The following is a 26,875-nucleotide window of genomic DNA, read 5'->3' as shown; positions in this document are numbered from 1 at the left end:
TGGGACGCCACATTTGGTCGCTGTGAGAAACAACGGTAAACCTGTTTTTCTGAAAATCAATAATTGATACCTGCTAAAAATCAGCTTATATGGAGGGACAAAAACTTTGGAATCACGTATTAATAATTAGCTTTGATGTTCCAAACCCACTCAAATCATTCCCTCTTTGACTTAGACAAAAGGAATTGTTAAATTTGAAGTCCAATTACATTAGAATTTCCTCATAATGAAAAATCTCTTCCCAAAATTTCTTTTCACTTTATTAGTCATTGCTGGTATTGTAGCCTGTCAGGACAATAGTGATTATCAGGAAATCATCACAGATGGTTCCTACCAAACTGCTGCCCAGATCAGATTGACCAATGTCATCATTCACGATATTTTTTCCCCTCCAGTAGCCAGTAGGATTTATGCCTATCCATCTATAGCTGCCTATGAAGTAGCAGTTTTGGCTGATCCTCAATACAAGAGTCTGATGGGGCAATTGAATGGTTTTGTGCCTACTGAATTTGTTACTGAAGGTGAAATATATTATCCTCTGGCTTCCTTGATTGCATATTATAAAGTAGCTACTGCTTTGATTTTCTCGGAAGAAATGATGAATACCCATAAAGAAGCCGCGCTAAAGGAAATCAGATCAAAAGGGATTCCCAAAAAAGTCTTCAACCGGTCAGTTCAATTGGGTGAAGAAGTAGCCGACCATGTGATTGCCTACTCCAAAAATGACAATTACCACCAAAGCCGTTCATTTGAAAAATACACAGTAAGCAATGCTCCAAATACATGGCAGCCAACACCTCCGGCATACATGGAAGGAATAGAGCCCCATTGGAATAAAATCAGGTCATTTGTACTTGACTCAGCAGGGCAATACAAATCCGTTCCACCCACTGAATTTTCCAATGATAAAAGCAGTCAGTTTTTTAAAGAAGCCGAGGAAGTTTTTTTGACTACCAAAAATCTCACAACTGAGCAAAAAGACATCGCCATGTTCTGGGATTGCAATCCCTACAAAGTGAATGTCAAGGGCCATGTAATGTTTGCCGAAAAGAAAATAACTCCGGGAGGACACTGGATGGGAATAGCTGCAATTTCCTCCAAAACAGCTGGACAGGATTGGAAGAGTACTGCTGAAACTTTAGCAATGACAGGGGTTGCATTATTTGACGGTTTTATCGCATGTTGGGACGAAAAATACAGAAGTGTCTTGATCAGACCTGAAACCTACATCAACAAATACATTGATGAGGATTGGTTACCTCTTTTGCAAACTCCACCATTTCCAGAGTACACAAGCGGACATTCGGTGATTTCCAATGCAGCCGCAGAGACTTTGACCAGTCTTTTTGGTGAGCCATTTCATTTTATCGATTCAACAGAAGTAGCTTATGGACTTCCTGTAAGGAAATTTGATTCATTCAGACAAGCTGCGGATGAGGCAGCAATCAGTAGACTTTATGGAGGCATTCACTATATGCCTGCAGTAGTGAATGGTGCCACCAAAGGTCAAAAAGTGGGACATCATCTACTTGATAGAGTTTCAACGAAAAATGAGAATCTTGCAAAAGTGGAATAAGTGAAATCTGTAGATCCGCCAATCTGGAAGTGGCCCTCGTTTTTCTAGGAAATGGCTGGAATCCCGATGGCCATCGGAACGAAGTCGGAAGTAGAAGCAAACCATGGTCTGTCATAGAACTTGGCTGATTTTGCCCTTTACTTGTGTCTTTGCGGATATATTTAAGGCGAAAAAATTAAATTGAATGTCCAAATATTTTAGCAGCTTTTTTTATGAAAACCTTCAAAGCATCCAATTTTTTTTAAAACTAATGCTGTCTACTTTTTAGAATTGTCAAATTCTAAACTGCAAACATCTAAATCCACTTTTATCCTTTAATTTTGCAAACAGAAAAAAAATTAATTCATGGACATTATCCTCAAGTACTTTCCTGACCTTACTCCTGAACAACAAGATAAATTTTCCAAACTCAAACCCATTTATGAAGAATGGAATGAGAAAATCAATGTAATCAGCAGGAAGGACATGGAGTATTTTTATGAAAAACATGTGCTCCACTCTTTGGGAATTGCCAAAGTTATAGAATTCAAGCCCGGTACAAAAATATTGGATATTGGGACAGGTGGAGGGTTTCCCGGGATACCCTTAGCAATTTTATTTCCTGAAACGCATTTTCATTTGGTTGATTCAATCGGTAAAAAAATAACTGTGGTCAAGGATGTTGCCCGACAACTTAAACTCACCAATGTAGAAGCCCAACAAACGAGGGCAGAGGACTTGGTAAGAAGGTATGATTTTATTATCAGTAGGGCAGTTACCAGGTTTGCAAATTTCCTTCCCTGGGTCAAGGGAAAATTCAAAAGAGAAGATTTCAATGAATTCCAGAACGGCATTTTACTGCTCAAAGGTGGGGATGTGGACGAGGAAATGGAAGAAAGAGACCTGAGTTATGTAAGCTATCATTTAGAAGATTACTTCAAAGAAGAATTTTTTGAGACTAAAAAAGTGGTCTATGTTCCTTGGGAAGGGAAAAGGTGATGGGAAGGTTGAAGGTTGAGGGAGGAAGGATGAAGAGAGAAAGAACCTAGAATCAAAGCCTGCCTCGAGAATCGGGGAGCCAAGAAACAAGAACCAAGAAGCGGGAACAATATCCTGAAAAAACAAGTAAGATGTAATCAGAAAGAAAGATTGTCTTTGTCATTTCGAGTCCCTACCATTTTGAAAATGTTCAGAAAAGGAATGACATCAAGTTACTCGCTAGGCAGCCGTCATCCTGAGGCACGAAGGATCTCCAGAGGTTCTATTTATGTTTGTTCTATCATTTACTGCTCCTCATGAGATGCTTCCTACGCATGTCGGGCTGCTCCGATTTATGTCATTGGTACGAAGGAAAAATCTATTTTCCCGATTTGGCCAAATAGACATGACTCCTCGATAAACAGATGGATTGAAATGACAAGAAAACATTTTTTGATACCCTTTAATACTGTTTAAGGCTCAATTTCATCCACCTTCAACTTCATAAACTTGATCTTTTCCCTGTTCCATGTATAGCAAAATATCAAATGGCCATCTTCATAAATGATGGAGGGATAAGAAAACTCATTTTTGCCCTCCCCGGATTCGATCACCTCTTTGATAGGCCAAGTATTACCGTTGTCAAATGAGATGGCCAACTGCATGGGATAACGTTTGCCCCAATTTCCTGCTACAGGATTATATACTAAAGCCAATACCTCATCTTGGATTTTGACGAGGTCTATGCCGCTGTTATTATTGGGAAGATTGGTCAATTCTACTGGTGACCAAGTAAACCCATTGTCTTTTGAATCACTTCGCCCTATTCTTCCAGCTGAGCTTCTCAGCAGCATGTGAATATGTCCAGGTTGGGATTCCCATAGTGCAGGTTGAATGACTCCTTCTCCTGTGATGATGCTACGGTCAAAAATTAGCGTTTCTGTGTTCAGCCAAGTATTTCCCCCATCTTCTGAGCGGTCTACAAAAGCATTCCATACCCTGTTTTTCTCTAAGGAAGCAGGCGCTAACCAAGTGCCGTCCGAAAGTACCAACATATGGTTTCTCACCGGTCCTCTGCCACCCTTGTCTCCTTCGACCAACTCCTTGGCCTGAGACCATGAATGACCTTTATCCTCAGAATACATTACCCAAGTTTCCCAATCATCGATTTCCTTGCCCACTTTGAAATAAAGATAGAGTTTCCCATCAGGCGCATGGAACAGTACAGGATTCCAATGGGCATCTTCCCTCACTTTGACCAACATTCTTGGTGAGGACCAATTCCCTGGACTACCTTTAGAAACCCAAATTCCTACATCATCATCCTTCTCTCTTGTGCCTGCAAACCATACGATCATATAATTCCCTTCCCCCAAACTTTCGATAGAGGAAGCATGACATTGGGTAAAGGGCCGGTCATCCCCAAAAATGAATTCATCGGATTGGATTTGGAGGTTGATGTTTTGGGCAAAAGTGCCAAAACAGAGGAAAAGGAGAGTCACAAAAAAGAACAGCTTCATAGTGTGTCGGTATTGTACTTTTGAAGATACAATAATTTGTAATTTTTGTATCTTAAAAGATACGTTTTTGAAGTAGGGAGCAAGAACAAAGACTTTACCCAAATCGCAAATCTGCCCAATTCATACATCGCTGCTGATGATTTGGAATACGGATTGGGAAATAAAATTTCCTTGTTTCTTTTTGGGTTTTTGTATTGAGAGGAAATACTGAGAACCTACTCAATCCTTTTCAAATATTCTTGCAAACTCATTCTGAATAATGATTACTTCCCCATCAGTGAGCAATTTGTATTCGTTTTCTCTTGCTCTTTTTGATAAAATGCCATTGTTCTGTTCCAGGAAATTCAGTAAAAGGGAGATCAGTTTGTCCGGCATTTCGTATTCGTCTTCCAGGAATCTTTTGAACTCATCGTATTTTGTCAGATAGTCGACCTCTTCCGGAATGATATGATGGATTGTATCTTCTACACATTCATAAAGGAACTCAGCTTGCTTGGTAGCATCAAAATACCTGTAATAATCAACAGTTTGGTTTAGGACATTGAGATTGTGGTCCTTTGTCTCTTCCCATTGGATAATGTCCATTAAGGGTATTGAGTAGGATTCCAACACTTTTCTGTAGTCGTTGATTTTGTCCAATATGGCAGCAGATACAGGTAAAATAATTCCCTGTTGCGAAAAATTCATTTTACTTAAAATGTGATGAATCAAATACCTGTGGATACGACCGTTGCCATCTTCAAAAGGATGAATAAAGACAAACCCAAAAGAAATGGCAGTAGCCACCAAGACCGGATCCATTTCACTTTTCACTAAATGGGCTTCTGTTTCCAAAAGTCCATTGATCAAGATTTCAATATCTTGCCATTTTGCCGAAATATGATCAGGGATAGGTTCTACAGTAATCCTGTCATGTTCTCCTACAAAACCTCCTTTTTTTCGGAATCCCAATTCCAGGAAGCGCGGGTTTTCAATCACCAACTGCTGAAGCCTAAGTAATTCTTCTTTTGATAAATTGCGCATCCCTGCCTGACCGATTGTCTGTCCCCAACGTGCCGCCCTTTTGCTTTTCGGGCTTTCGCCCTCAATGGTAAATGATGCCTTTGAATCTTTAAGAAGCAAAAATGAAGATGCCCTCTGCAATATATCCTTGCGGACTTTACTTAAGTATATGGATTGCTCTTCGGCAAAATTGGCCTTGCTATAACCCTCCAATTTTTCAGTCCTGAAAATCAAAGGGCAAAAATCAACCGTACCCGGAAGGTTATTGATGATCCTGTGGCGGGAGGATTTTGGTCCATCCTTTATTCCGAATTGAAGACGATCTTCTATAATAGGGATGAAATTTCCAGTGCTTAAGTTTTCTACAGCCAAAGATTTTTGCATCAACCATTCAAATAAAAACCAAATTCTTCGGCTGTATTGGCCCAAGGGTTCAAATTGGATGATTTCAATCACCTCACTTTCACTTAGGTTATCAAACAGTTTTCTGAAAAACAGCAGATTGATTCCCTCATATTTCAATGCGAATACAAGGTGCTTGTTCAATGTGTCATCTGGTTTATGTCTGGAGGTATATACCGCCCAGTTTTCTGTTTGGTATTGCCTTTTTTTTGTGCTGAAAAGTGTTAGTTTCTGAGGCATAGGCATTTCCAACTGCAAAGCCTCTATAATAGCCCCATAACCTACCAACCAGCTTTCCTCAGGTACCGCTCTTCCGTGAAAAACATTTATAAAAAGTGAAAAACGTTTATTTATTTTAAAAAAGGTGAATTTTATTTTGCATAGCTAGGAATGATCTAATCAAAGATTTGAAAATAAGGGACTCTTATTTTAAGGTGCACGCAAAGAAAATTAAGGAGCGCAATACAATAAAAAGAAGCCCATATTAAAAACCTATAAGAAAACATGCGGATAAGAACTTTAAACTAACGTCTTTTGCAAAATATCAGCAGAATTTTCCCGATTCCTTTTTCCTGATGGTTTTTGTCAATCGCTAACTTTCCAAGAAGGGTTGTAGGTATTGAATATAGGATTTTTTGATTTATTCGGATTTCTAAATTCTTCTTTTGATAGCTCATTGTTTTTTCAATCTCAAAAATTAATTCCCGACAATTTCCGCCACGGGTTTAGCCACTCCGGGTTATATGTATTAATTTGGAAGACGTAAAATTGACAATTGAGCATGTACATTATTTTTGATACCGAAACCACCGGATTACCAAGGAATTATAATGCCCCGATGACCGACTTGGACAATTGGCCACGATTGGTTCAGATTGCCTGGCAGCTTCATGATGCCAAAGGCAAGTTGCTTTCCAACAATAATTTCATCGTCAGGCCCGAGGGTTTTACCATTCCGTATAATGCGGAAAAAGTACATGGAATATCCACCGCAAGGGCAAAAAAAGAAGGGCATGAATTGGAAAAAGTGCTGGCCATATTCCATGAAGATGTAGAAAAAGCCAATTACCTCGTCGGACACAATATCGGTTTTGATATCAATGTGGTGGGGTCTGAATTTTTGCGCAAGGGAGTTCCCATGAGGCTTCACGAGATGAAGGAATTGGATACCAAGGATATTTCCACCGAATTTTGTGCATTGCCGGGAGGAAAAGGGGGAAAATTCAAATGGCCTACCTTGACCGAACTGCACCGTAGACTTTTTGGGAACGGATTTGCAGATGCGCATGATGCGGCTTATGATGTAGATGCTACTGCCAAATGTTTTTTTGGTTTGATTACTCAAAAGGTATTGGCACCTGAAATGGGGATTGAAGCCTCAGAAGTCATTTACGAGGCACCTAAACTGGATATCGCCAATTTTGCCAATGCAAAAGACGAGCAAAAAATTGCTGCTAAAGACGTATTGAAAGCAGCGGGAACAGCGGATATATCCGATATGACAGATATGCCCTTTTCCCATTTACATGCACACACCCAATATTCCGTATTGCAGGCCACCTCAGAAATCCCGGCCATGATTGCCTTGGCCAAGCAGATGAAGATGCCTGCCATAGCCATGACAGACCATGGCAATATGATGGCGGCTTTTAATTTTGTTAAGACCGCATTGGCCAATGATATCAAACCGATCATAGGTTGTGAATTTAATCTGACCAATGACAGGAATAATAAAAGCCAAAAAGACGATGGCTACCAAACTGTTCTTTTGGCCAAAAACAAAGCTGGCTATCATAATCTGGCTAAGTTGTCTTCTTATGCCAATATTCAGGGATATTACTATCTGCCCAGGATTGATAGAGAACTATTGGAACAGTATAAAGGAGATTTGATTGCCACTACAGGAGGGCTTTGGGGAGAAATTCCTTATTTGATTCTGAATGTTGGAGATACCCAAGCGGAAGAAGCTTTTGTTTGGTGGAAAGAATTATTCAGGGAGGATTTTTATGTGGAATTGAACAGGCATGGCATTCCTGAGGAGGAAAAGGTCAATGAGGTTTTACTTCATTTTGCTGAGAAATACGGGGTCAAATATTTTGCGGCAAATAACACCTATTACAATCATAAGGTAGATGCCAAGGCACATGATATTCTGTTGTGTGTAAAAGATGGGGAGTTGGTAGAAAAGCCCAAAAAGTATGTGGGCAAGCGTGGAAGGGAATTCCGCTATGGATTTCCCAATGATGAATTCTATCTCAAGAGTCCTGAAGAAATGAAGAAACTCTTTGCCGATCTTCCTGAGGCGATTGCCTGTACCAATGAAATTGTCAATAAGATTGAAACCTATAAACTGGCAAGGGAAGTATTGCTTCCTAAATTTGATATTCCAGAAGAATTCAAAGACCCCTTAGATGAGGAAGATGGAGGCAAAAGAGGAGAGAATGCCTACCTCAGATACCTCACTTATGAAGGAGCGAAAAAACGATATCCTGAACTTTCGGATGAAATCAGGGAAAGACTTGATTTTGAATTGGCAACCATTGAAAATACCGGATATCCTGGATATTTTTTGATTGTTCAGGATTTTACAGGCGCTGCTCGGGAAATGGGTGTGTCTGTAGGGCCAGGTAGGGGTTCAGCCGCTGGTTCAGCTGTTGCTTATTGTACAAGAATCACCAATGTGGATCCAATTGCTTATGATCTACTATTTGAGAGATTCCTGAATCCGGATAGGGTATCACTTCCCGATATTGATATTGACTTTGACGATGAAGGCCGTCAAAAAGTCATTGACTATGTGATCAATAAATACGGATCCAATCAGGTTGCCCAAATCATCACTTATGGAACCATGGCAGCCAAATCGGCCATCAGGGATACAGCAAGGGTTTTAAACTTGCCCTTGTCCGAGGCGGATAGATTGGCGAAGTTGGTTCCGGACATCAAATTGAAAGCACTTTTTGATCTGACAAAGGATCGGGCAAAGCTCGCCGATAAACTCAAAGGAAACGGGGAGGATTTGGGTAAGGCAGATGAGCTTATCCGCATTTCCAAAGGGCATGATGAACTGTCCAAAACCATCAATCAGGCTACCATACTTGAAGGATCGGTAAGAAATTTGGGGATTCATGCCTGCGGTGTTATCATCACACCGGGAGATATTACAGATTATGTCCCTGTGGCATTGGCTAAGGATTCTGATATGGTCTGTACGCAGTTTGACAACTCGGTGGTGGAAAGTGCAGGACTGTTGAAAATGGATTTTTTGGGTTTGAAGACCCTGACACTGATCAAAGATGCTGTCAAGATTATCAAACAAAGACATGGAATTGAACTGGATCCGGACAGCTTTCCTATGGATGATGTCAAGACATATGAGCTCTTTCAAAGGGGTGAAACAGTTGGTATATTCCAATATGAATCTCCGGGAATGCAAAAGCACATGAGGGATCTTAAACCTACGGTTTTTGGTGATCTGATCGCTATGAATGCATTATATAGGCCCGGTCCTTTGGCCTATATCCCTTCATTTATCAAGAGAAAGCATGGCACAGAACCAATTGCTTATGACCTTGAAGATATGAAAGAATATCTTGAAGAGACTTATGGCATCACTGTTTATCAGGAACAAGTGATGTTGCTTTCTCAAAAGCTTGCTGGATTTACCAAAGGTGAAGCCGATGTTTTGCGAAAAGCTATGGGAAAAAAGCAAAAGGATGTTTTGGATAAAATGAAACCTAAGTTTGTGGAACAAGCAGCTTCAAAAGGACATGATTCCAAAAAACTGGAAAAAATCTGGACTGATTGGGAAGCTTTTGCATCTTATGCATTCAACAAATCCCATTCTACTTGCTATGCATGGATTGCTTATCAGACAGCTTACCTCAAGGCACACTATCCTGCTGAATATATGGCTTCGGTGTTAAGCAACAACATGAATGATATCACACAGGTGACTTTTTTCATGGAAGAATGTAAGCGTGGAGGAATAGCAGTGTTGGGACCAGATATTAATGAATCAAACAGTGGTTTTGCTGTCAACAAAGAAGGTCAGATCAGGTTTGGTCTTGCAGCAATTAAAGGTGCTGGTGGGGCTGCTGTGGAAGCTATTATTGCAGAAAGAGAAAAATCAGGTACTTACAAGAATATTTATGAATTTTGTAAAAGGGTCAATTCAAGGGCAGTTAACAAGAAAACATTAGAGGCATTGGCGATGGCAGGAGGCTTTGATTGCTTTCCTGAACACCATAGAAGGCAATACTTAGAAGCGGCTGATGGAGATGCTAATTTATTGGAAAAGGCTGTTAAATATGCTCAGAAGGTGCAGCAGGAAGCTGATAGTTCTCAGGTGAGTTTATTCGGTGGTGGAGCAGGCATGGAAGTGCCGCTTCCAACTGTACCACCTCTTGAACCTTTTAGTCAGTTACAACAGCTCAATATTGAAAAAGAAGTGGTAGGTCTTTATATTTCCGGGCATCCTTTGGATCAGTTTAGGGTGGAAATAGAGTCTTTTACAAATACTCCCATGACCGAATTTCCTGATATGGATTCCTTGAGGAAAAAAGGTGAAATCAAAGCAGCAGGTATGGTGACTTCATTTGCTCATAGGACTACAAAAACCGGGAAACCTTTCGGTACATTGACCATGGAGGATTACTTTGGTGGGCATACCTTCTTCCTGTTTGGAGATGATTATATTCGATTCAAAGAGTATTTCATGACTGGTTGGTTTCTTTATATTTCAGGTTCTGTCCATCCCAACAAATGGAAGGAAAATGAATATGAGTTTAAAATCAACTCTATTATATTACTCAATGAGGTCAGGGGTAAAATGATCAAAGGATTGCGGGTCAACATTGACCTAGACGACCTGACCTTGGATCTGATGGAAAAACTGGAAACAATCACTCAAAAGTATAAAGGAGAGGCTAAACTGTATATCAATGTTATAGATAGCAAAGAAAATATTACTTTGGATTTGATGTCCAAAAAATTCACTGTGGATCCCTCTAATGAAATGATCAATGATTTGGGGCAGATTCCTGAGGTGGTATATCAGATTATATAGGATTGAAAAATTGGGAGATTTTAAAATTGAAAAATTAGATTGGAAATAGATTTTATCAATCATATTTAATCCAATTCTGGAACTTATTACCAGTGAATGCAATTACTTACTTATTATAAATAGAAATTCAAGAAACAAATTAAAAATATATTATAATGGCAAAAGCAATAGAAATTACTGACGCAAATTTTGAAGAAATCATGAATTCGGAACACCCAATCTTAGTTGATTTTTGGGCAGAGTGGTGCGGACCCTGTAAAATGATAGGTCCGATCGTAGAGGAATTGGCAGGGGATTATGAAGGAAAAGCAGTGATTGGAAAAGTAGATGTTGATTCTAATCCCGGTGTAGCATCACAATTCGGAATCAGAAGTATTCCAACCTTATTATTCTTCAAAGGTGGTGAGATAGTGGATAAGCAAGTTGGGGCAGTTCCAAAAGCAGTATTGGCAAAAAAACTTGACGCTCAATTATAAAATTTGAATATTTCAAACAATAGCCACAAAGGTTCATTCTTTGTGGCTATTTTTATTTTTAACCAAATTCAATGTAATGAAAGAGGTTCAAATCGAATTAGATGAATTTCTAAAATTACGGAAAAGTATTCCCATTTTGGATGCAAGAAGTGAGGGGGAATATGGGCAAAGCCATATACCTGAAGCGATCAATTTGCCCATTTTGAATAATGAAGAAAGAAAAATAATCGGGACTGTATATAAGCAGCAAGGAAATCAGCAAGCTGTGTTAAAAGGATTTGAGCTTGTTGGTCCAAGATTCCATTCAATAATCAAAGATGCATTAGTATTTACTCCGGAGAAAAAAGTACTCATATACTGTTGGCGAGGTGGCATGAGAAGTGAAATTTTGTCGTGGTTATTGGGAATGGCCGGGTTTGAAGTTTTTAGATTGAAGGGAGGGTATAAGGTTTACCGCACGCTTACCTACATTACGATAAGGAAGAAGAGGAATTTCCTGACTTTAGGAGGTAAAACCGGTGCTGGTAAAACCTTACTTTTGAAAAAGCTAAAGGAATCAGGTGAGCACATCATAGATCTTGAATCACTAGCAGGTCATAAAGGTTCGTCTTTTGGTGGGATTGGAATGAATCCACAGCCAAGTGTTGAGCAATTTGAAAATATGCTTGCAGAAGAGTTTTTTAAAATCCCAGAGAATGCAATCATATGGATTGAAAACGAAAGCAGAAGGATTGGGAAAGTGATTTTAGCGAATGAATTGTACGCCTCAATAGTAAAGGCTCCCTTAGTTGAAATCCAAAAAACCATTCAACAAAGAATTTTCCAAATAAAGTTTGAATATGCTTCATTGCCAAAAATAGAACTTATCTCAGCTGTCAGTCGCCTACAAAAGAAACTTGGAGGGCTTAGAACTTCAGAATCAATTGAGGCAATTCAAAACAATCAACCGGAATTATGGATTAGTATTTTGCTTCAATATTATGACAAATCTTACGAATTTGACCTCAAAAACCACCAAAGGGATGAAATAGTAGAACTGGATTTGAGTGATGAAAACCAAGAAAGCTCATTAAAAAAACTTTTAGCCATAAAAAATAAAATTCAATGGAAAACCAAGAAATCAGATTAACTCAATTCAGTGAAGGTTCAGGTTGTGGTTGCAAAATTCCTCCAGCAGTTCTGGATAGTATCCTTGCTAATAGAAAATCTGTTGATTTGCTGGATACCAAACTGTTGGTTGGAAACGCCTCAAAAGACGATGCGGCAGTTTACCAGATCAGCGAAGATTTGGCCATGATCAATACAGTTGATTTTTTTACACCAATTGTGGATGATGCTTTTGATTTTGGAAGAATTGCTGCGGCAAATGCTTTATCAGATGTCTTTGCGATGGGAGGGAAGCCAGTTTTTGCAAATGCCATTTTGAGTTGGCCGGTAGAAAAAATAGATCCGTTGCTTGCAGGAGTAGTTTTGGAAGGTGGACGGGAGATCTGTCATGTAGCTGGAATCCCTTTGGCGGGAGGTCACAGTATCGCTGCAAAGGATCCTATTTTTGGGCTATCGGTCAATGGGATTGTTCATCCGAGTAACATCAAAACCAATATGGGTGCACGTGAGGGAGATTTGATTTATATCACTAAGCCACTCGGTATAGGTGTTTTGGCCACTGCACTGAAACGGGATAAAATCAAGTTCGAAGATTATGCAAGCATGATTAATTATGCTTCCCAAATCAATACCATTGGAAATTTTTTTGGATGTTTAGATTTTGTGCATGCCATGACTGATGTGACTGGTTTTGGTGTTTTGGGGCATTTGGTGGAAATGGCTGAAGGTGCAGGCCTTACCGTAAAAATTCAAGGAAATGATATTCCTCTGATAGAAGGTGTTCAGGAATACATTTCGCAATTTATTTTTCCTGATAATACCTACAGGAACTGGAATGCCTACAGTAGCAAATCGGAAGGAATTATCGGTATAGAATTGGTCAAATTCTGCGATCCACAGACCAATGGTGGCTTATTGGTTGCTGTTGATCCTGAATTTCAAAAAGAGTTCGAATCTTTATTGGAAAAGCAAGAACAAAAAGCATGGCTGATAGGGGAGTTTCAAGCCCGATCAGCCATAAGTGTTAAAGTCGTTTAATCAAGCACTTTAACTTTGATATTTCTATAAAAGATCACACTCTCAGGGTCATGGGCCTGCAGGGCAAAAGTACCTTGATCGATTTTCTTTTCACCTGCATTTGCTGGTCTGTTTTTGTCTTCTGACTCAATGTATTCCATCACGGTTTTACCGTTGATTTTTACCGTGACATGGTCTCCTTTGACGATGATGTGTTCGGTATACCATTCCCCATCCTTAACATAGACTTCTTTCACGTCATTGAAGGAATATAGACTTCCCGTTTTTCTCCAATCACTATGAGATTGATTTACCTGAACTTCATAACCTTTATCAGGCCAACCGGTTTCTTGGTATTTGGTATGGAAAAATATTCCTGAATTGGCTTTGGGCATTGTTTTTACTTCCGCACTGAATTCAAAATTTTTGAAATCTGCATTGTTGACTTCTCCAACATAAAAAGCGTGAGCACGTGGACCGTCTATTTTGATCTCACCATTGACTACGGAAAAGGAAGATGGATTTTCCGAAACTTTCCACCCGTCAAGGTTTTTCCCGTTGAACAAAGAAGTCCAACCATCCTCTTGGGCAAATAGCACCGTAGAAAACAGGATTAAAGAAATGAGGCTTAAGAATCGTTTCATATTTTTTTGTTTTTAGGTTTAAAGTTATTGAAATTTTAATCTGGTATTGAACACTATTAATCTATTGGATTTTGATTTTCAATTTTAGGTAAAATGGATACACCTCCAGAAACAATGAATTTCATGATGTCTGTACTCGAAACATTTTTCAAGATACGTACATTTTCTTGTGGTACCAGATATAAATTACCCGAAAAATTGTAACTGTGGGGAAAATAAATGGCAACAAGATTATCTTCTTCCAAAACAGAAAGGTCTTCTTGGGTGATAAATCCCAATCTGGACATACCTTCAGAAAGCTTCACAATTACAGGTATGTTGAATTTTTTCTTATCTCCGACAAATGCAGACATCAGATCTTTGATACTGGTATAGAGGATGTTGATTAATGGAATTTTGAAGACCCACCGCTCAAAAATTTCAAATAATGGTCGGGTAACAAAAATGCTGGCTAGAAAACCCACAAAAGTGATAAAGGCAAGCATGATTACAATCCCAAGTCCTGGTACTGGTATGGGAAGAATACCATCCAAAAACTGTAAGATAAGTAATATCACATATATGGTCAGGGCGATCGGAACGACGAAAAGTAGTCCACGGAAGAAGTAAGTCAGGAATCTTTTATAAGTAAATGCCATATTTGATTTTTAAGATATGTAAAAGTAGGCAATCGTTTGGGAAAATCCCTGATTGGGCTTGTTACATTCCATGCAGGTCTGTTTTAGGAATAGGGATTTCTCAATCATTAAAATATCATTTATAGGTAACCCTAAAGCAAAAAAAGCCCTGAAAGAAATTCCAGGGCCTTGAATGATATTTATTTTAGGAACTACAAGTCAATTCCCATGAAGGACATAAACGCAATTCCCATTAGTCCTGTAAGTAGCATCGTGATTCCCAAACCTTTTAGACCATTGGGTACATTAGAGTATTTCAATTTTTCCCGGATTGCGGCCAAGGCAATAATAGCCAAGAAAAATCCAACTCCTGATCCAAAACCATAAACAGTTGCTTCAGCTAAAGTGTAATCTCTCGTAGCCATAAAGAGTGAACCGCCCAAAATAGCACAGTTTACCGCAATCAGAGGGAGGAATATACCCAACGCCCCATAAAGGGCAGGAGCAAATTTTTCAACGACCATTTCCACCAACTGCACCATAGCTGCAATAATGGCAATGAACATGATAAATCTTAAAAAGGAAAGATCGATTGTGGCAAATGATTCTCCCAACCAAGATAATCCTCCTTCTTTCAAGATAAATTCATTTAAAAGCCAATTGGTTGGAACAGTAACAGTCAATACGAAAATGACCGCGGCACCCAAACCAAGCGCTGTACTTACTTTTTTGGAGACGGCCAAAAAAGAGCACATCCCCAAAAAGTATGCGAAAACCATGTTTTCAATAAATATTGATCTTATAGCTAAGTTAAATAATTCCATGTCTGTCTTTATTTATTAATGTTCTACATAACCAGTTTTGGTACGCTGTACCCAAATGATCAGTCCTAAGATAATGAATGCTCCAACCGGAGACACCATCAAGCCATTGGTTGCTAAATTGAAATCTTCTCCAAACAAGCCTGATATCGCATCATAGATGGGCACACCAAACAAAGAACCTGATCCAAGCAACTCTCTAAAGAATGCTACCGCCAGAATAATCCATGCGTAACCCAATGCAGAACCGAAACCATCTAAAATTGAATCGTAAGGTTTATTTCCCAAAGCAAATGCCTCAAGACGTCCCATTACGATACAATTGGTGATAATCAATCCAACGAAGACAGATAGCTCTTTATACATATCAAAAGCAAATGCTTTTAAAAACTCATTCACCAAAGTTACCAAAGTGGCCACAACGGCAAGTTGTACAATAATTCTGACTCTGGTAGGGATAGTATTCCTTAATAATGAAATGGTAAGGTTGGACATTACAATTACAAATATTACTGAGATAGCCATGACCAAAGTAGGCTGCAACTGGGTGGTAACGGCTAAGGCTGAACAGATTCCCAATACCTGTATGGTAATCGGATTGTCATCAATTAGCGGGTCGGTTACTAATTTTTTTCTTCTTTTGGACAGAAGTGCCTCTTCCGGCTTTTTTACTTCTGCAACTTGTGCTGTTTCTGTACTCATTATTTTAAAGTTGAAACGTTCTTAATCAATTTAAAGCGGCAATGTCAGTCTGTGGCGATTTCTGTTTTTCCAAGTAAGCCGTGTAATAGCCAAGGTAATTATACAACATGTTGTTGACACCTACTGCTGTAATAGTTGCGCCGGACAATCCATCTACCTTGTGCTTGTCAGAAGAATAATCTTTACCTTCTCCTTTTTGCATGGCCACAGATTGCAGGTTTCCTGATTCGTCAAAAATCTCCTTACCTTGATACCGTTGCTGTACTCCTTGGTTAGTGATTCTGGCTCCTAGTCCAGGGGTTTCTCCTTTATGGGAAAATGTAACACCTTCAATAGTATTCAGGTCAGTTTGCAATGCAAGGTATCCCCAAATTTCATCCCAAAGACCGGATCCATATACTGGAAAAACATAGGATTCGACATCTTCGGGATTACCCTCGGCGTGATACATAAAGATTGGGTATTGCCTGTTTTCCGGAGCCATTTTATAATTTTTGGCAACATTGACTTTCTCTGCAACTAGCGGGTTTCCTTCGGCATCATTTTCTACTTCCTGTCCTTCAATATTCACTACCTTAGAAGCGATCCTGTTTTCGTAGAATGAAAGTATTTCTTCGGGTTTCATGGCACTGAGTTTTTCAGGTTCCAATACCGCACCTAAAATTTGCTTCTTGGTATCTAAATCCTCAGCTTTTTTCTGAAGCGGTCCCAATACCTGAGAAGTCCCTGATAACAATAATCCCAAAACTACTGTCAGGATTATTGAAAATGTGATGATATATGCGTTAGACTGTTGCACGTTGTAACCTCCTGTTCTTATTAGCTTTAACTACATAATAATCGATTAATGGGGCAAAGACGTTCATGAAAAGAACGGCAAGCATAATACCTTCCGGATAGGCTGGGTTAGTTACCCTGATAATTACCGTTAGAACCCCAATTAGCAAACCGTAAATCCATTTGCCTGTTTCTGTTTGTGAAGCCGAAACTGGATCAGTCGCCATAAATACAATGCCAAATGCAAGCCCACCTACTACCCAATGATATTCCGGAGCCATTGCCATATATTCGTTTACAGCAAAAAGGTTCATAACAAAGGCCATAATGTAGGCTCCTGCAAAACCACTTACGATAATCTTCCAGCTGGCTACTCCTGTTCCAATCAATATCAATGCACCGATCAAGGCCATTAATGTTGATGTTTCTCCAATTGAACCTGGTATCCAACCCATAAACAAGTTGGAAAAACTGAACATACCGTCTCCCAATATAGTGTTATGTTCTGCTAAAGCTTTGGTTACCGGTTCACCGTCAACACCCGCATTATAAGCTACTGCCAATGCTGTAGCTCCAGAAAAACCATCAACAGGGGCTTTATCCCCCAAGTAAGTCCAAACCTGATCACCTGAAATTTGTGCAGGATATGCAAAATATAAAAACGCCCTTGCAGTCATGGCCACGTTCAGGATATTCATCCCTGTACCTCCAAAAACTTCTTTGGCTATAACTACAGCAAATATTGTTGCCAAGGCAACCTGCCATAAAGGCAATGTTGCAGGTACAACCAGAGGAATTAACATCCCTGTCACAAGGAATCCCTCATTGATAGGGTGTTTCCTGATTACTGCAAATCCAGCCTCAACTAGACCACCTGCTGCATAGGCTACGATTACAATCGGGAGAACCAATTGCAGCCCTAATAATAGTTTTGGTCCAAAATCCTCCCACAATCCTGCTGTTTGGCCTGTGGCAAGAAAATGCTGATGTCCTGTGTTGTAAATACCAAACAATAAACACGGGATCATTGCTATGACTACCGTGATCATCATCCTTTTCAGGTCAATGGCATCTTTTATTTGAGCTCCCTTTATTCCGTTTGTATGCTTTGGAGAAAACATAAATGTCTCACCAGCCTCAAAAGCATAATAAAGGTTCTCTAATTTCCCTCCTTTTTGAAAGAGGGGTTTCTGCTTATCCAACAGATCTCTTAGAAACTTCATATTGATTAACTGTATTGAATTAAATCTATTCCTTTTCTAACTATTTCCTGTACCGGGTGTTTGGAAACATCTACAAATTCGCACAAAGCAAGATCTTCTTCCACTATTTCATAAATCCCCAACTCCTCCATTTCATCATAATCCTCAGCCATGATGGCTTTCAGAAGATAGACGGGTAGGATATCCATAGGAGTTACGCTTTCAAAAACACCTGTTTGGACAAATGCTCTTTCCTCTCCTCTTACATTTGTATCCAAAACAAATTCTTTTTTTGGACTTAAGAAAGATAAAAGACCTAATGCCCTATGATAGCTTAATTTGTCAGCTGTGGGTTTCATCCAGCCTAAAAACTCATAGTAATCACCTTCAGGCAACATGGTAATTTGATTGGCATAATAACCAAGGTATCCGTCTTTATTAATTTTCTCACCTGTAAGGACATTTCCTGACACAATTCTTGTTTCCGGAGCAAGATCGGTCTTTGAATCAGTTCCAATATTTCCGTTTACAAAAGTATCCACACAGGCACCTATATATGTTTTAGTGTAAGTAGCTTTCTTAGCCCTTGACCCTGTAATGGCTATAACTTTTGATGCATCGTAACGCCCTTCCAAGAATAATTTACCTATTTGTGCGACACCATAAGGGTTTACAGTCCAAACAATGTCATTCTTGTTGATAGGATCAAGATGGTGGATTTGCACACCGACATTACCTGCAGGATGTGGACCGCTGAATTTGTTCAATTCTGCTCCATTCACATTGGCATATACTGTGGACAATTCTGCGTCAGCATTTACATTTAAATGAACTTTGCCCGAAGTTAGTTTCCCAAGAACAAGAATGCCTGTTTGGAAATTTTTTTCTTCTCCTTTTAATATGAATCCATAGTCAGGTGATAGAGGATGGGTGTCAAATCCTGATATAAAGATGGATTTTGGGGTGTCGTCAGGATTGGCTACTACACCAAAAGGTCTTTGGATAATTTGAGGCCAAACGCCTCCTTTTGTCATTTGAGTGATTGCATCTTCTCTCGAAAGAGAGTTGATTGCGGATTCGGAAAATTTATCGAAAGATTCATAACTGATATCTGAATCAGCGAGGATTTTAATCTCCAATAATTTTCTTCTGTCGCCTCTTTTGATCTCGACAATTTCTCCGGAAACAGGGGCTACATATTGAACCTTCTCCATTGCTTTGTCGAACAAAACCGGAGTTCCTGCTTTTACAGCGTCTCCCTCGTTTACAGTTACTTTTGGTCTTAGCATCCCAATAAAGTCGGTTGGCTTGATCGCAAAAGTCTTGGCCGGTTTGAAGTCTGCAAGCTGCTTTTCAGCTTTGCCTACGAGCTTAATATCGAATCCTTTCTTAAGCTTTACTGTTTTTGACATATGATTTTTGGACTGTATGGTCTTTTGAAAAACGCCTCAAATCTAATAAAATAGATCAGTTATAAGAAGATAATTTTGGTAATATTTGTGAGCTTGGTCACTAACTAGTCAAATCATTATTTCAAATTGTTATCAATTATTCTCCAAAATCAAATTCTCTTCCATGGATTTCAGATGCTGCATGACCTGTTCCATAAGCCACATAGGCGTAGAGGTAGCTCCGCAGATTCCTACTTTATCATCGGAGTTGAGCCAATTAGGATCAATTTCAGTTTCATTCTCCACGAAATAACTCCTTTCATTAACTCCTTTGCAAACCTGAAATAATGCTTTTCCATTTGAACTTTTTTTCCCTGAGACAAAAATAATCACATCATTTTCATAAGCATATTTGGATAATTGAGGCTCTCTGTTGGATACCTGACGACAGATCGAGTCATTGGCATTGAAATCCAGTTCATTCAGCGTTCCTTTTTCAGCCTTGATTTTTTCTTCTATTTTGGATTTCAGCTCATAAAAACCTTTGGTGCTTTTAGTAGTCTGACTAAATAGGGTCACTGGCTTTGAGAAATCAATTTTTTCCAAATCCTTATCTTCCATGACCACAATTGCTTTTTCCAATGTCTGTCCTGTTAGGCCAATAACTTCGGCATGCCCTTTTTTACCATAAATGACAATTTGCCCTTTTTCTTTTTCCATCTTATCAAATGCCGTCTTCACCCTATGCTGCAACTTCAAGACAACAGGGCAGGAAGCATCTATCAATTCTATGTTGTTTTCAATGGCAGTCCTGTAGGTTTCCGGTGGTTCGCCATGGGCCCTGATCAGTACTTTGCAATCATTGAGTTGTTGTAATTGATCCCTGTTAATCACAACGAGCCCTTTTTCTGAAAGTCTTTTCACCTCCATATCATTATGGACTATATCTCCAAGACAATACAACCTATCAGAGCCTTCCATTTCGTCTTCGGCCATTTTGATCGCAAATTCTACTCCAAAACAATAGCCTGAATTTTTATCAATGGTTACTTCCATATTCATTATCATCTATGCCAATTCTCTTTTTGGCCAATTCTACAATTTGATTTACCTGTTCCTCAAAACCAAGATAGCTTGTATTCAACTCTACCGCATCTTCAGCCTTAATTAGGGGGCTTTCTTTTCTGGTGGAATCAGTTTCGTCTCTTTCAGCAAGATTTTCTACGATTTTATCCAAGGCAACTACATCGCCTTTTTCCAACAATTCCTTTTGACGTCTCTCCGCCCTTATTTTGAGATCTGCAGACATGAAGATCTTCAATTCAGCTTCAGGGAATACTACGGTTGAAATATCCCTGCCATCCATTACTACACCTTTTTTTCTTCCCAAATGCTGCTGTTGAGCAACCAAAGCTGCTCTGACTTCTTTGATTTTGCTGACTTCACTGACATATTGAGATATTTTCATGCTCCTAATTTCATCTTCCACATTTATTCCATTCAGAAAAGTCTCCTGGTTCCCATTATCAGGGTTGACATGAAAGGTAATCTGAAGATTTTCGAGGTTTTTGTCCACCTCTTTTTGATTGGACAGCATTACATGGTTATTTTGAAAATGAAGGGTCGCAGCACGGTACATGGCCCCAGAGTCAATGTAAGTATAATCCAACATTTTTGCCACCGCCTTCGCGGTTGAGCTTTTGCCACATCCTGAATATCCATCTATCGCAATTACAATTCTTTGCATCTAATAAAAGTAATCTTGGCGTAACTAATTTCAGGCGCAAATATAGTAGTTTTAAATCTAAATTCTTTGACAAAAAGATGTATTCCGCTTTCTTGTAAGAGTAATCCATTTTCCTGTTATAATTTGGATTAACAAAAATCAAAACCTTTATTTTATGAATGATTTATATATTTCCGGGCAATTGGTGGATATCCCCAAAAGGACCATCTATTGTGCTGAAGCAAAGATTGAAAATGGATTAATCGTATCCATTCAAAAGACCAGGCAGGACAATTCTCTCCCCTTTATTTTACCTGGCTTTGTCGATGCCCATGTTCACATAGAATCCTCCATGCTGGTGCCGGCAGAATTTGCAAGACTATCTGTTCCACATGGTACTGTAGCCACTGTCTCCGACCCTCACGAAATCGCCAATGTTTGTGGTATGGAAGGAGTGAACTATATGATCGACAATGGCAAGCAGGTTCCCTTTAAATTTTATTTTGGGGCACCGTCCTGTGTGCCTGCGACATCATTCGAAACGGCAGGAGGGGAAATTACAGTTCAGGACATTCATAACCTGCTAGAAAGAAAAGAAATCAGCTATCTGGCAGAGATGATGAACTGGCCAGGAACAATTAATAAAGATCCATTGGTCATGGAAAAGATTGCTCTGGCCAAAAAATATGGAAAACCCGTAGATGGACATGCCCCCGGGCTTAAAGGTGAATTGGCGGCAAAATATGCATCAGCAGGAATTACCACTGATCATGAATGTTTCACTAAGGAAGAAGCATTGGACAAAATCCATTTAGGAATGAAAATAGCCATCCGGGAGGGAAGTGCTGCTAAAAATTTTGAGGCGTTGATTGACCTTGTTGATGATTTCCCGGATATGATTATGTTTTGTTCGGATGATAAGCATCCCGATAATCTTGCCTTAGGCCATATCAATGAATTGGTGAAAAGGGCTGTAGCTAAAAGGAAAGATATTTTTGATGTGCTAAAAGCAGCCTGTATCACTCCCGTTCAGCATTATGAAATGGACGTGGGTCAGTTAAAGGTTGGAGACCCTGCGGATTTTATTTTGGTGGAGGATTTAAAAGATTTCAAGGTAATCCAGACTTTTATTGATGGGCAAAAAGTAGCTGAAAATGGCAAGACTTTGATTGGAAGGGTTGATAATAAAATCATCAATAACTTTAATATTAGTGAAAAGCAAGTTGAAGAATTTGGTCTCCCCGCAGATGGCAAAACGGTGAGGGTAATTGAGGCATTGGATGGGCAGTTGATTACTCCGGAAGTCCGTGGCGAAATTAATGTCAAAGATGGATATGCCCTATCAGATCCCGAATCAGATATATTGAAAATCGCTGTTGTCAACAGGTATGAGAATGCTCCTCCAGCAATAGCTTTTATCAAAAATATTGGTTTAAAAGAAGGTGCCATTGCCTCATCAGTTGGTCATGATTCGCATAATATCATTGCAGTTGGTGTGGATGATGCATCCATTTGTAAGGCGGTAAATTTGTTGATTGAAAAAAAAGGAGGGGTATCCGCAGTAAGCAGGGAAGAAAAAATGGTGTTGGCTCTTCCAGTTGGTGGAATTATGTCCAATGAGGATGGGTACAAAGTAGCCGAAGCATATACCAAAATAGACCAAATGGCAAAAAAAATGGGATCAAGACTCCAATCTCCGTTTATGACTCTGAGTTTTATGGCTTTGTTGGTGATTCCTAATCTTAAACTCAGTGACAAAGGATTGTTTGATGGACAAAAGTTTGAATTTGTGGATGTTTTTTTACCATAATGACCATGGAAACAGAATATATAAAAATATTTTAAACAAAATAATATTTCAATTTTATCAAATATTATTGTTATTTATTTTGTAATTTATTAGGGTCTTTATCTGATTTCGATAGTCTTTTGAAGATAGACAGCCTAAGTTCCTAATCTTGTAAAACTTTGAAAACCTATACCTTACACAAGAAGTTTGTAATTTAGTGGAATAAACCCAAATATTAAATTAGAAGAATAATATGATGAATTTTAAGCTCAATGAGAATCAGGTGATGATTGCTCAAATGATTCGTGATTTTGGAGCAAAAGAGATTACTCCTTTCAGAAAAGAATGGGATGACAATCAACACTTTCCCATGGATCTTTTCAAAAAATTAGGTGAACTAGGTCTCATGGGCGTACTTGTTCCTACTGAGTATGGTGGGTCGGGTTTCGGATACTTGGAATATGTGACTGCCATTGCAGAATTATCCAAATTGGATCCTTCAGTCGGGCTTTCCATGGCTGCGCATAATTCTCTTTGTTCCGGACATATCATGATGTTTGGCAATGAAGAGCAGAAGAAAAAGTATATACCCAAGTTGGCTACTTGCGAACTCTTGGGCGCTTGGGGCTTGACTGAACCCAATACAGGTTCGGATGCAGGCAATATGCGGACTGTCGCTGTAAAGGATGGAGATCATTACGTTATCAATGGTGCAAAAAACTTTATCACTCATGGTGTTTCAGGAGATATTGCTGTATTGATTGCAAGAACAGGTGAAGTAGGGGATTCCCATGGTATGACTGCATTTGTGATTGAAAAAGGTACTCCCGGATTCAAAGGAGGAAGAAAAGAAGACAAACTTGGTATGCGGGCTTCCGAAACTGCCGAGATGATATTTGAAGATTGTAGGGTTCATGAAAGCCAAGTTTTGGGTGAGGTCGGAGATGGATTTATCCAGTCTATGAAAATTTTGGATGGGGGTAGGATTTCGATCGCTGCACTTTCTTTGGGAATAGCAGAAGGGGCCTTGGAAGCATCTATTCAATATTCTAAAGAGCGGCATCAATTCAATAAACCCATCAACAGTTTCCAAGGAATTTCCTTCAAATTGGCAGATATGGCTACCCAAGTGGAAGCTGCAAAGTTATTGACCTTCAAAGCCGCAGACCTCAAAAACCGGGGAGAGAAAGTCACTTTGGCAGGTGCACAAGCGAAATATTTTGCTTCAGAAGTTGCTGTTAGTGTTTCTAACGAAGCGGTACAGATATTTGGGGGCTATGGTTTTACCAAGGATTACCCGGTGGAGAAATTTTACAGGGATTCCAAGTTGTGTACCATTGGTGAAGGCACTTCTGAGATCCAGAAGATTGTGATTTCAAGAGAGGTGTTGAAGTAATTGGACTTTCCCAAAGTTCTGAACTTTGGGAAAGTTATTTTACTAGAAAATTTTCTATTAGGCTAAACTACTCAAAACCATAAATCAGTTTTTTTTTGATCACAAAGAGGTTGTGACTAAAATATATACTCATTTTCTCCTGTAAGGATAAGTTCCCAACCACTCCCAATAGTTTTCTCGATGTATAATTTTTACGGTTTTGGGAGTGTAGGTTTCAATAAATGAATTTGGTATTTTTCCTTTGGCTTTAGGATTCCATTTAAATTCAAAGGCATGAATTTCACCATCGATTTCCTCAACATAGTCCACCTCCTGACCTTTGACAGTTCTCCAAAAATAAGACCTTCCATGAAATCCATGATAATTGAGTAATTTTTGGCGTTCAGCAATCAGGAAGTTTTCCCACAGTTGTCCGATATCATTTCGATTTGATAATGGCGCATAATTTCCAATAATAGAATTGCGCACGCCGTTATCTACAAAAAAGATTTTTCTGCTACTTGTTATTTCGGACCTTAGGTTTCTACTGTATGGGTTTAATCTGAAAATTATATATGCTTTTTCCAATAGGTCCAAATAACTGGAGACTGTAGCTTTATCTGCTTGAATGGTGTTGCTCAACTCATTATAGCTAACTTCTGAACCAACCTGCCATGCTAAAGCCTGTAGTAGTTTGTTGAGCAATTCAGGTTTTCGAATACCTTGAAAATTAAGCAGGTCTTTATATAAATAGCTTGAAGATAAGTTTTGGAGTAATGGGATTTTATCCCCGGAATGGGTAAGTATTTCAGGATAAGCTCCAAAAACCAATAGGTTTTCAAGTTGTGGCAGAGCTTTGGCTAGACCTTTCCAACCTATTATTTCCTCCCATGAAACAGGAAATATTCTGTATTCCCATTTTCTTCCTGTCAGAGGTTCATTGATAGTACTGGCCAATTCCAAAGAAGAAGATCCGGTAACAATCAATTGGATATCTTTAAAATTATCAATGATTAATTTGAGTGTCAATCCAATATTCTGGACTCTTTGTGCCTCATCGATAACGATTACCTTTGAATTACCCAAATATACCTTTAGAAATTCAAGGCTTGAATTGGCCAAAAGTTCCTGGGTTTGGATTTCATCCCCATTCAAAAAGAGAAAATCAGGATCAAGATCACGGGCCAATCTATTGACCAAGGTAGATTTCCCCACTTGCCTTGGACCAAGCAAAATCAGGGCTTTTTTCCAATCTACTTTCGCAGCTAGCTTTTCCTCAAGAATTCTAGTGATATGCATATTTAGGGATTATAATCCCCAAATATACGGTTTTTTAGGGATTATAATCCCCAAGATTACATTATTTCCTTTAGATTGCCTTTGTATATGGTGAAAGACTCATCTTCTTTATCCTTGTTCAGAGGCTTCATCCACCATATTTCATCTTCGATCACGCGGTAACTGTCATAGTGCATTTTAAGATGATGTATTCCCTGACTGATGATTTCTTTATCTTTAAATACTACCGTTCTGGGTTCTGCTTTTGCCAAATATTCTTCCTTTAGGTTTTTTGGAGCATCTTTGGAAAATGCATGCTTCCATTTTTCGACATCAGACTTAGAAGGGCCAGGCTTATAATTGATCAAAAAATAATCTCCGGTTTTTTCCAAACTGAGAATCTTTGAGGAATAAGGGCTGTCCAGGTTTTCAGTATTTAATTTGCCATAGGGTATTTGGTTATAATCCCAGCCTTCATGTTCATGAAAACCTTCCAGATTTAACCTGTAGTGATTTATAAGTTTGGGTTCGAATTCAGACCAGTCAAACTCATAAAGCACAGGTTCATTTTGAAATATAAGGTACAACTTGGACTCCTTCTCTTCATAATAAAAAATGGGCCTGAAGTCTTCAAATGGAAAAGCCTTGCCTGATTGAAAGAACTTACTTTCTGTTGGAAAGTATAAATGTTGACTGCTTTCACCGGTACTCAGGCTGGTCAAAAGCAGGTTTTTTCTTCTTTTAAAAAAGCTTTCCCCAATAGTTTGCACCTCATCCATCAAATCCAAATGATGCAATAAATACTCATGTCCTGATTTTCTGATGACCTGTGTTTTTCTGAAAAGCTTGACATCTGCAGAGATTCCTGATTGATATTGAAAAGGTTTGGCATCCAGTAACAAGGTGCCATCTAAGCTGAATTCTTTTATTCCATTCAGATTATCCGACACAACAATGTCCCCTTTTGAAGTGAACACCAGGTTATCGGCTATCATGCTAAATGCACCGGGAACATCCCCCGATTTTGACCATTCATTCAAAAGGTTTCCGCTTCTTTCAAATATAAATATTTTCGAAGCACCGGCGTCCCTGAAAAATATATGTTCTTCATTGACATTTTGAAATAGGAACAAAGTCGCCAGAATATTATTGACTGTGATGCTGTCCGTAGGAATTATTTGAAAGGGATATTCTTCAACTATATTATCGGTATCTGATTTTTGACCACAAGAAAATGCTAAAAAACAGATTAAGGTTATGATTTTAATGACATTTTCATTCATGAATTAGTTGGGTTACTGGTATTTCAAAATTGATCAATAGTAGCTATACGAAATATCATGGAACGGAGATAAAGCAGATTAAGTAGAATGGCACTGATTAAAATCAGCCTGTAAGGCCTCATCAAATTTCCATTCAAACCATCCC

Annotated in this window: 21 protein-coding genes; 8 read left to right on the top strand and 13 right to left on the bottom strand. The window is 39.0% G+C overall.

Annotated elements, in window-relative coordinates; all coding sequences use genetic code 11:
- The first annotated feature begins 226 nt into the window (after nt 1-226).
- Entirely contained in the window at nt 227-1,576 is a 1,350-nt protein-coding gene (locus ACEW8U_RS16485; protein ID WP_373523150.1) for a vanadium-dependent haloperoxidase, read from the top strand.
- A gap of 345 nt (nt 1,577-1,921) precedes the next feature.
- Complete coding sequence (gene rsmG, locus ACEW8U_RS16480; protein ID WP_373523149.1) at nt 1,922-2,554, top strand: 16S rRNA (guanine(527)-N(7))-methyltransferase RsmG; 633 nt, start codon at nt 1,922-1,924, stop codon at nt 2,552-2,554.
- 452 nt (nt 2,555-3,006) lie between these two features.
- Here rsmG and ACEW8U_RS16475 read toward each other — a convergent pair whose 3' ends face one another.
- The gene (locus ACEW8U_RS16475) at nt 3,007-4,053 is read right to left on the bottom strand and encodes an exo-alpha-sialidase (protein ID WP_373523148.1); all 1,047 of its coding nucleotides are present in this window, start codon (nt 4,051-4,053) and stop codon (nt 3,007-3,009) included.
- Between the two features lie 219 nt (nt 4,054-4,272).
- Nucleotides 4,273-5,697: a Fic family protein gene (locus tag ACEW8U_RS16470; protein ID WP_373523147.1), complete on the bottom strand. Its 1,425-nt coding sequence runs from the start codon at nt 5,695-5,697 to the stop codon at nt 4,273-4,275.
- 541 nt (nt 5,698-6,238) lie between these two features.
- Here ACEW8U_RS16470 and dnaE point away from each other — a divergent pair.
- From dnaE to selD, 4 genes are all read left to right on the top strand, one after another.
- Nucleotides 6,239-10,525, top strand: coding sequence for a DNA polymerase III subunit alpha (dnaE, locus tag ACEW8U_RS16465; protein WP_373523146.1), 4,287 nt, complete (start codon nt 6,239-6,241; stop codon nt 10,523-10,525).
- A 155-nt stretch (nt 10,526-10,680) separates the two neighbouring features.
- Nucleotides 10,681-11,001: a thioredoxin gene (gene trxA / locus ACEW8U_RS16460; RefSeq protein WP_373523145.1), complete on the top strand. Its 321-nt coding sequence runs from the start codon at nt 10,681-10,683 to the stop codon at nt 10,999-11,001.
- A gap of 76 nt (nt 11,002-11,077) precedes the next feature.
- Nucleotides 11,078-12,130, top strand: a complete 1,053-nt coding sequence (mnmH, locus tag ACEW8U_RS16455) for a tRNA 2-selenouridine(34) synthase MnmH (protein ID WP_373523144.1) — start codon at nt 11,078-11,080, stop codon at nt 12,128-12,130.
- A complete protein-coding gene (gene selD, locus ACEW8U_RS16450; protein ID WP_373523143.1) occupies nt 12,106-13,146 on the top strand; it encodes a selenide, water dikinase SelD in 1,041 nt (346 codons plus the stop codon). The genes mnmH and selD overlap by 25 nt, the downstream gene beginning before the upstream one ends.
- Here the strand turns inward: selD and ACEW8U_RS16445 are convergent.
- The 9 genes from ACEW8U_RS16445 to cmk all read right to left on the bottom strand — a co-directional run bounded on the left by ACEW8U_RS16445 (nt 13,143) and on the right by cmk (nt 21,026).
- On the bottom strand, nt 13,143-13,769 hold the full coding sequence (locus ACEW8U_RS16445; RefSeq protein WP_373523142.1) for a DUF1080 domain-containing protein: 627 nt from the start codon (nt 13,767-13,769) through the stop codon (nt 13,143-13,145). The two genes, selD and ACEW8U_RS16445, sit on opposite strands and share 4 nt — an antisense overlap.
- Nucleotides 13,770-13,825: 56 nt before the next feature.
- Nucleotides 13,826-14,407, bottom strand: coding sequence for a DUF502 domain-containing protein (locus tag ACEW8U_RS16440; RefSeq protein WP_373523141.1), 582 nt, complete (start codon nt 14,405-14,407; stop codon nt 13,826-13,828).
- A 191-nt stretch (nt 14,408-14,598) separates the two neighbouring features.
- Complete coding sequence (nqrE, locus tag ACEW8U_RS16435) at nt 14,599-15,210, bottom strand: NADH:ubiquinone reductase (Na(+)-transporting) subunit E (protein WP_373523140.1); 612 nt, start codon at nt 15,208-15,210, stop codon at nt 14,599-14,601.
- Nucleotides 15,211-15,225: 15 nt separating this feature from the next.
- Entirely contained in the window at nt 15,226-15,909 is a 684-nt protein-coding gene (locus ACEW8U_RS16430; protein WP_373523139.1) for an NADH:ubiquinone reductase (Na(+)-transporting) subunit D, read from the bottom strand.
- A gap of 25 nt (nt 15,910-15,934) precedes the next feature.
- Nucleotides 15,935-16,708: an NADH:ubiquinone reductase (Na(+)-transporting) subunit C gene (gene nqrC / locus ACEW8U_RS16425; protein ID WP_373523138.1), complete on the bottom strand. Its 774-nt coding sequence runs from the start codon at nt 16,706-16,708 to the stop codon at nt 15,935-15,937.
- Nucleotides 16,695-17,909, bottom strand: coding sequence for an NADH:ubiquinone reductase (Na(+)-transporting) subunit B (locus tag ACEW8U_RS16420; RefSeq protein ID WP_373523137.1), 1,215 nt, complete (start codon nt 17,907-17,909; stop codon nt 16,695-16,697). The genes nqrC and ACEW8U_RS16420 overlap by 14 nt, the downstream gene beginning before the upstream one ends.
- Before the next feature lie 5 nt (nt 17,910-17,914).
- The gene (locus ACEW8U_RS16415; protein ID WP_373523136.1) at nt 17,915-19,300 is read right to left on the bottom strand and encodes a Na(+)-translocating NADH-quinone reductase subunit A; all 1,386 of its coding nucleotides are present in this window, start codon (nt 19,298-19,300) and stop codon (nt 17,915-17,917) included.
- A gap of 132 nt (nt 19,301-19,432) precedes the next feature.
- Nucleotides 19,433-20,335 carry a 4-hydroxy-3-methylbut-2-enyl diphosphate reductase gene (locus tag ACEW8U_RS16410; RefSeq protein WP_373523135.1) on the bottom strand — a complete coding sequence of 301 codons (903 nt, stop codon included), beginning with the start codon at nt 20,333-20,335 and terminating at the stop codon, nt 19,433-19,435.
- Nucleotides 20,319-21,026 (bottom strand): (d)CMP kinase, encoded by a 708-nt coding sequence (gene cmk, locus ACEW8U_RS16405; protein WP_373523134.1) that lies wholly within the window; start codon nt 21,024-21,026, stop codon nt 20,319-20,321. Before cmk ends, ACEW8U_RS16410 begins: the two co-directional genes overlap by 17 nt.
- Before the next feature lie 154 nt (nt 21,027-21,180).
- Between cmk and ade the strand changes: the two genes are divergently transcribed.
- Nucleotides 21,181-22,815, top strand: coding sequence for an adenine deaminase (gene ade, locus ACEW8U_RS16400; RefSeq protein WP_373523133.1), 1,635 nt, complete (start codon nt 21,181-21,183; stop codon nt 22,813-22,815).
- Nucleotides 22,816-23,050: 235 nt separating this feature from the next.
- Nucleotides 23,051-24,190 (top strand): acyl-CoA dehydrogenase family protein, encoded by a 1,140-nt coding sequence (locus ACEW8U_RS16395; protein WP_373523151.1) that lies wholly within the window; start codon nt 23,051-23,053, stop codon nt 24,188-24,190.
- 129 nt (nt 24,191-24,319) lie between these two features.
- Here the strand turns inward: ACEW8U_RS16395 and ACEW8U_RS16390 are convergent, their stop codons facing one another.
- Entirely contained in the window at nt 24,320-25,468 is a 1,149-nt protein-coding gene (locus ACEW8U_RS16390) for an ATP-binding protein (RefSeq protein WP_373523132.1), read from the bottom strand.
- 56 nt (nt 25,469-25,524) lie between these two features.
- Entirely contained in the window at nt 25,525-26,730 is a 1,206-nt protein-coding gene (locus ACEW8U_RS16385; protein ID WP_373523131.1) for a hypothetical protein, read from the bottom strand.
- Nucleotides 26,731-26,875 lie beyond the last annotated feature (145 nt).

It is taken from the genome of Aquiflexum sp. (assembly GCF_041751335.1).
Taxonomy (GTDB): domain Bacteria; phylum Bacteroidota; class Bacteroidia; order Cytophagales; family Cyclobacteriaceae; genus Aquiflexum.
This window is presented reverse-complemented; position numbering and strand designations above follow the sequence as displayed.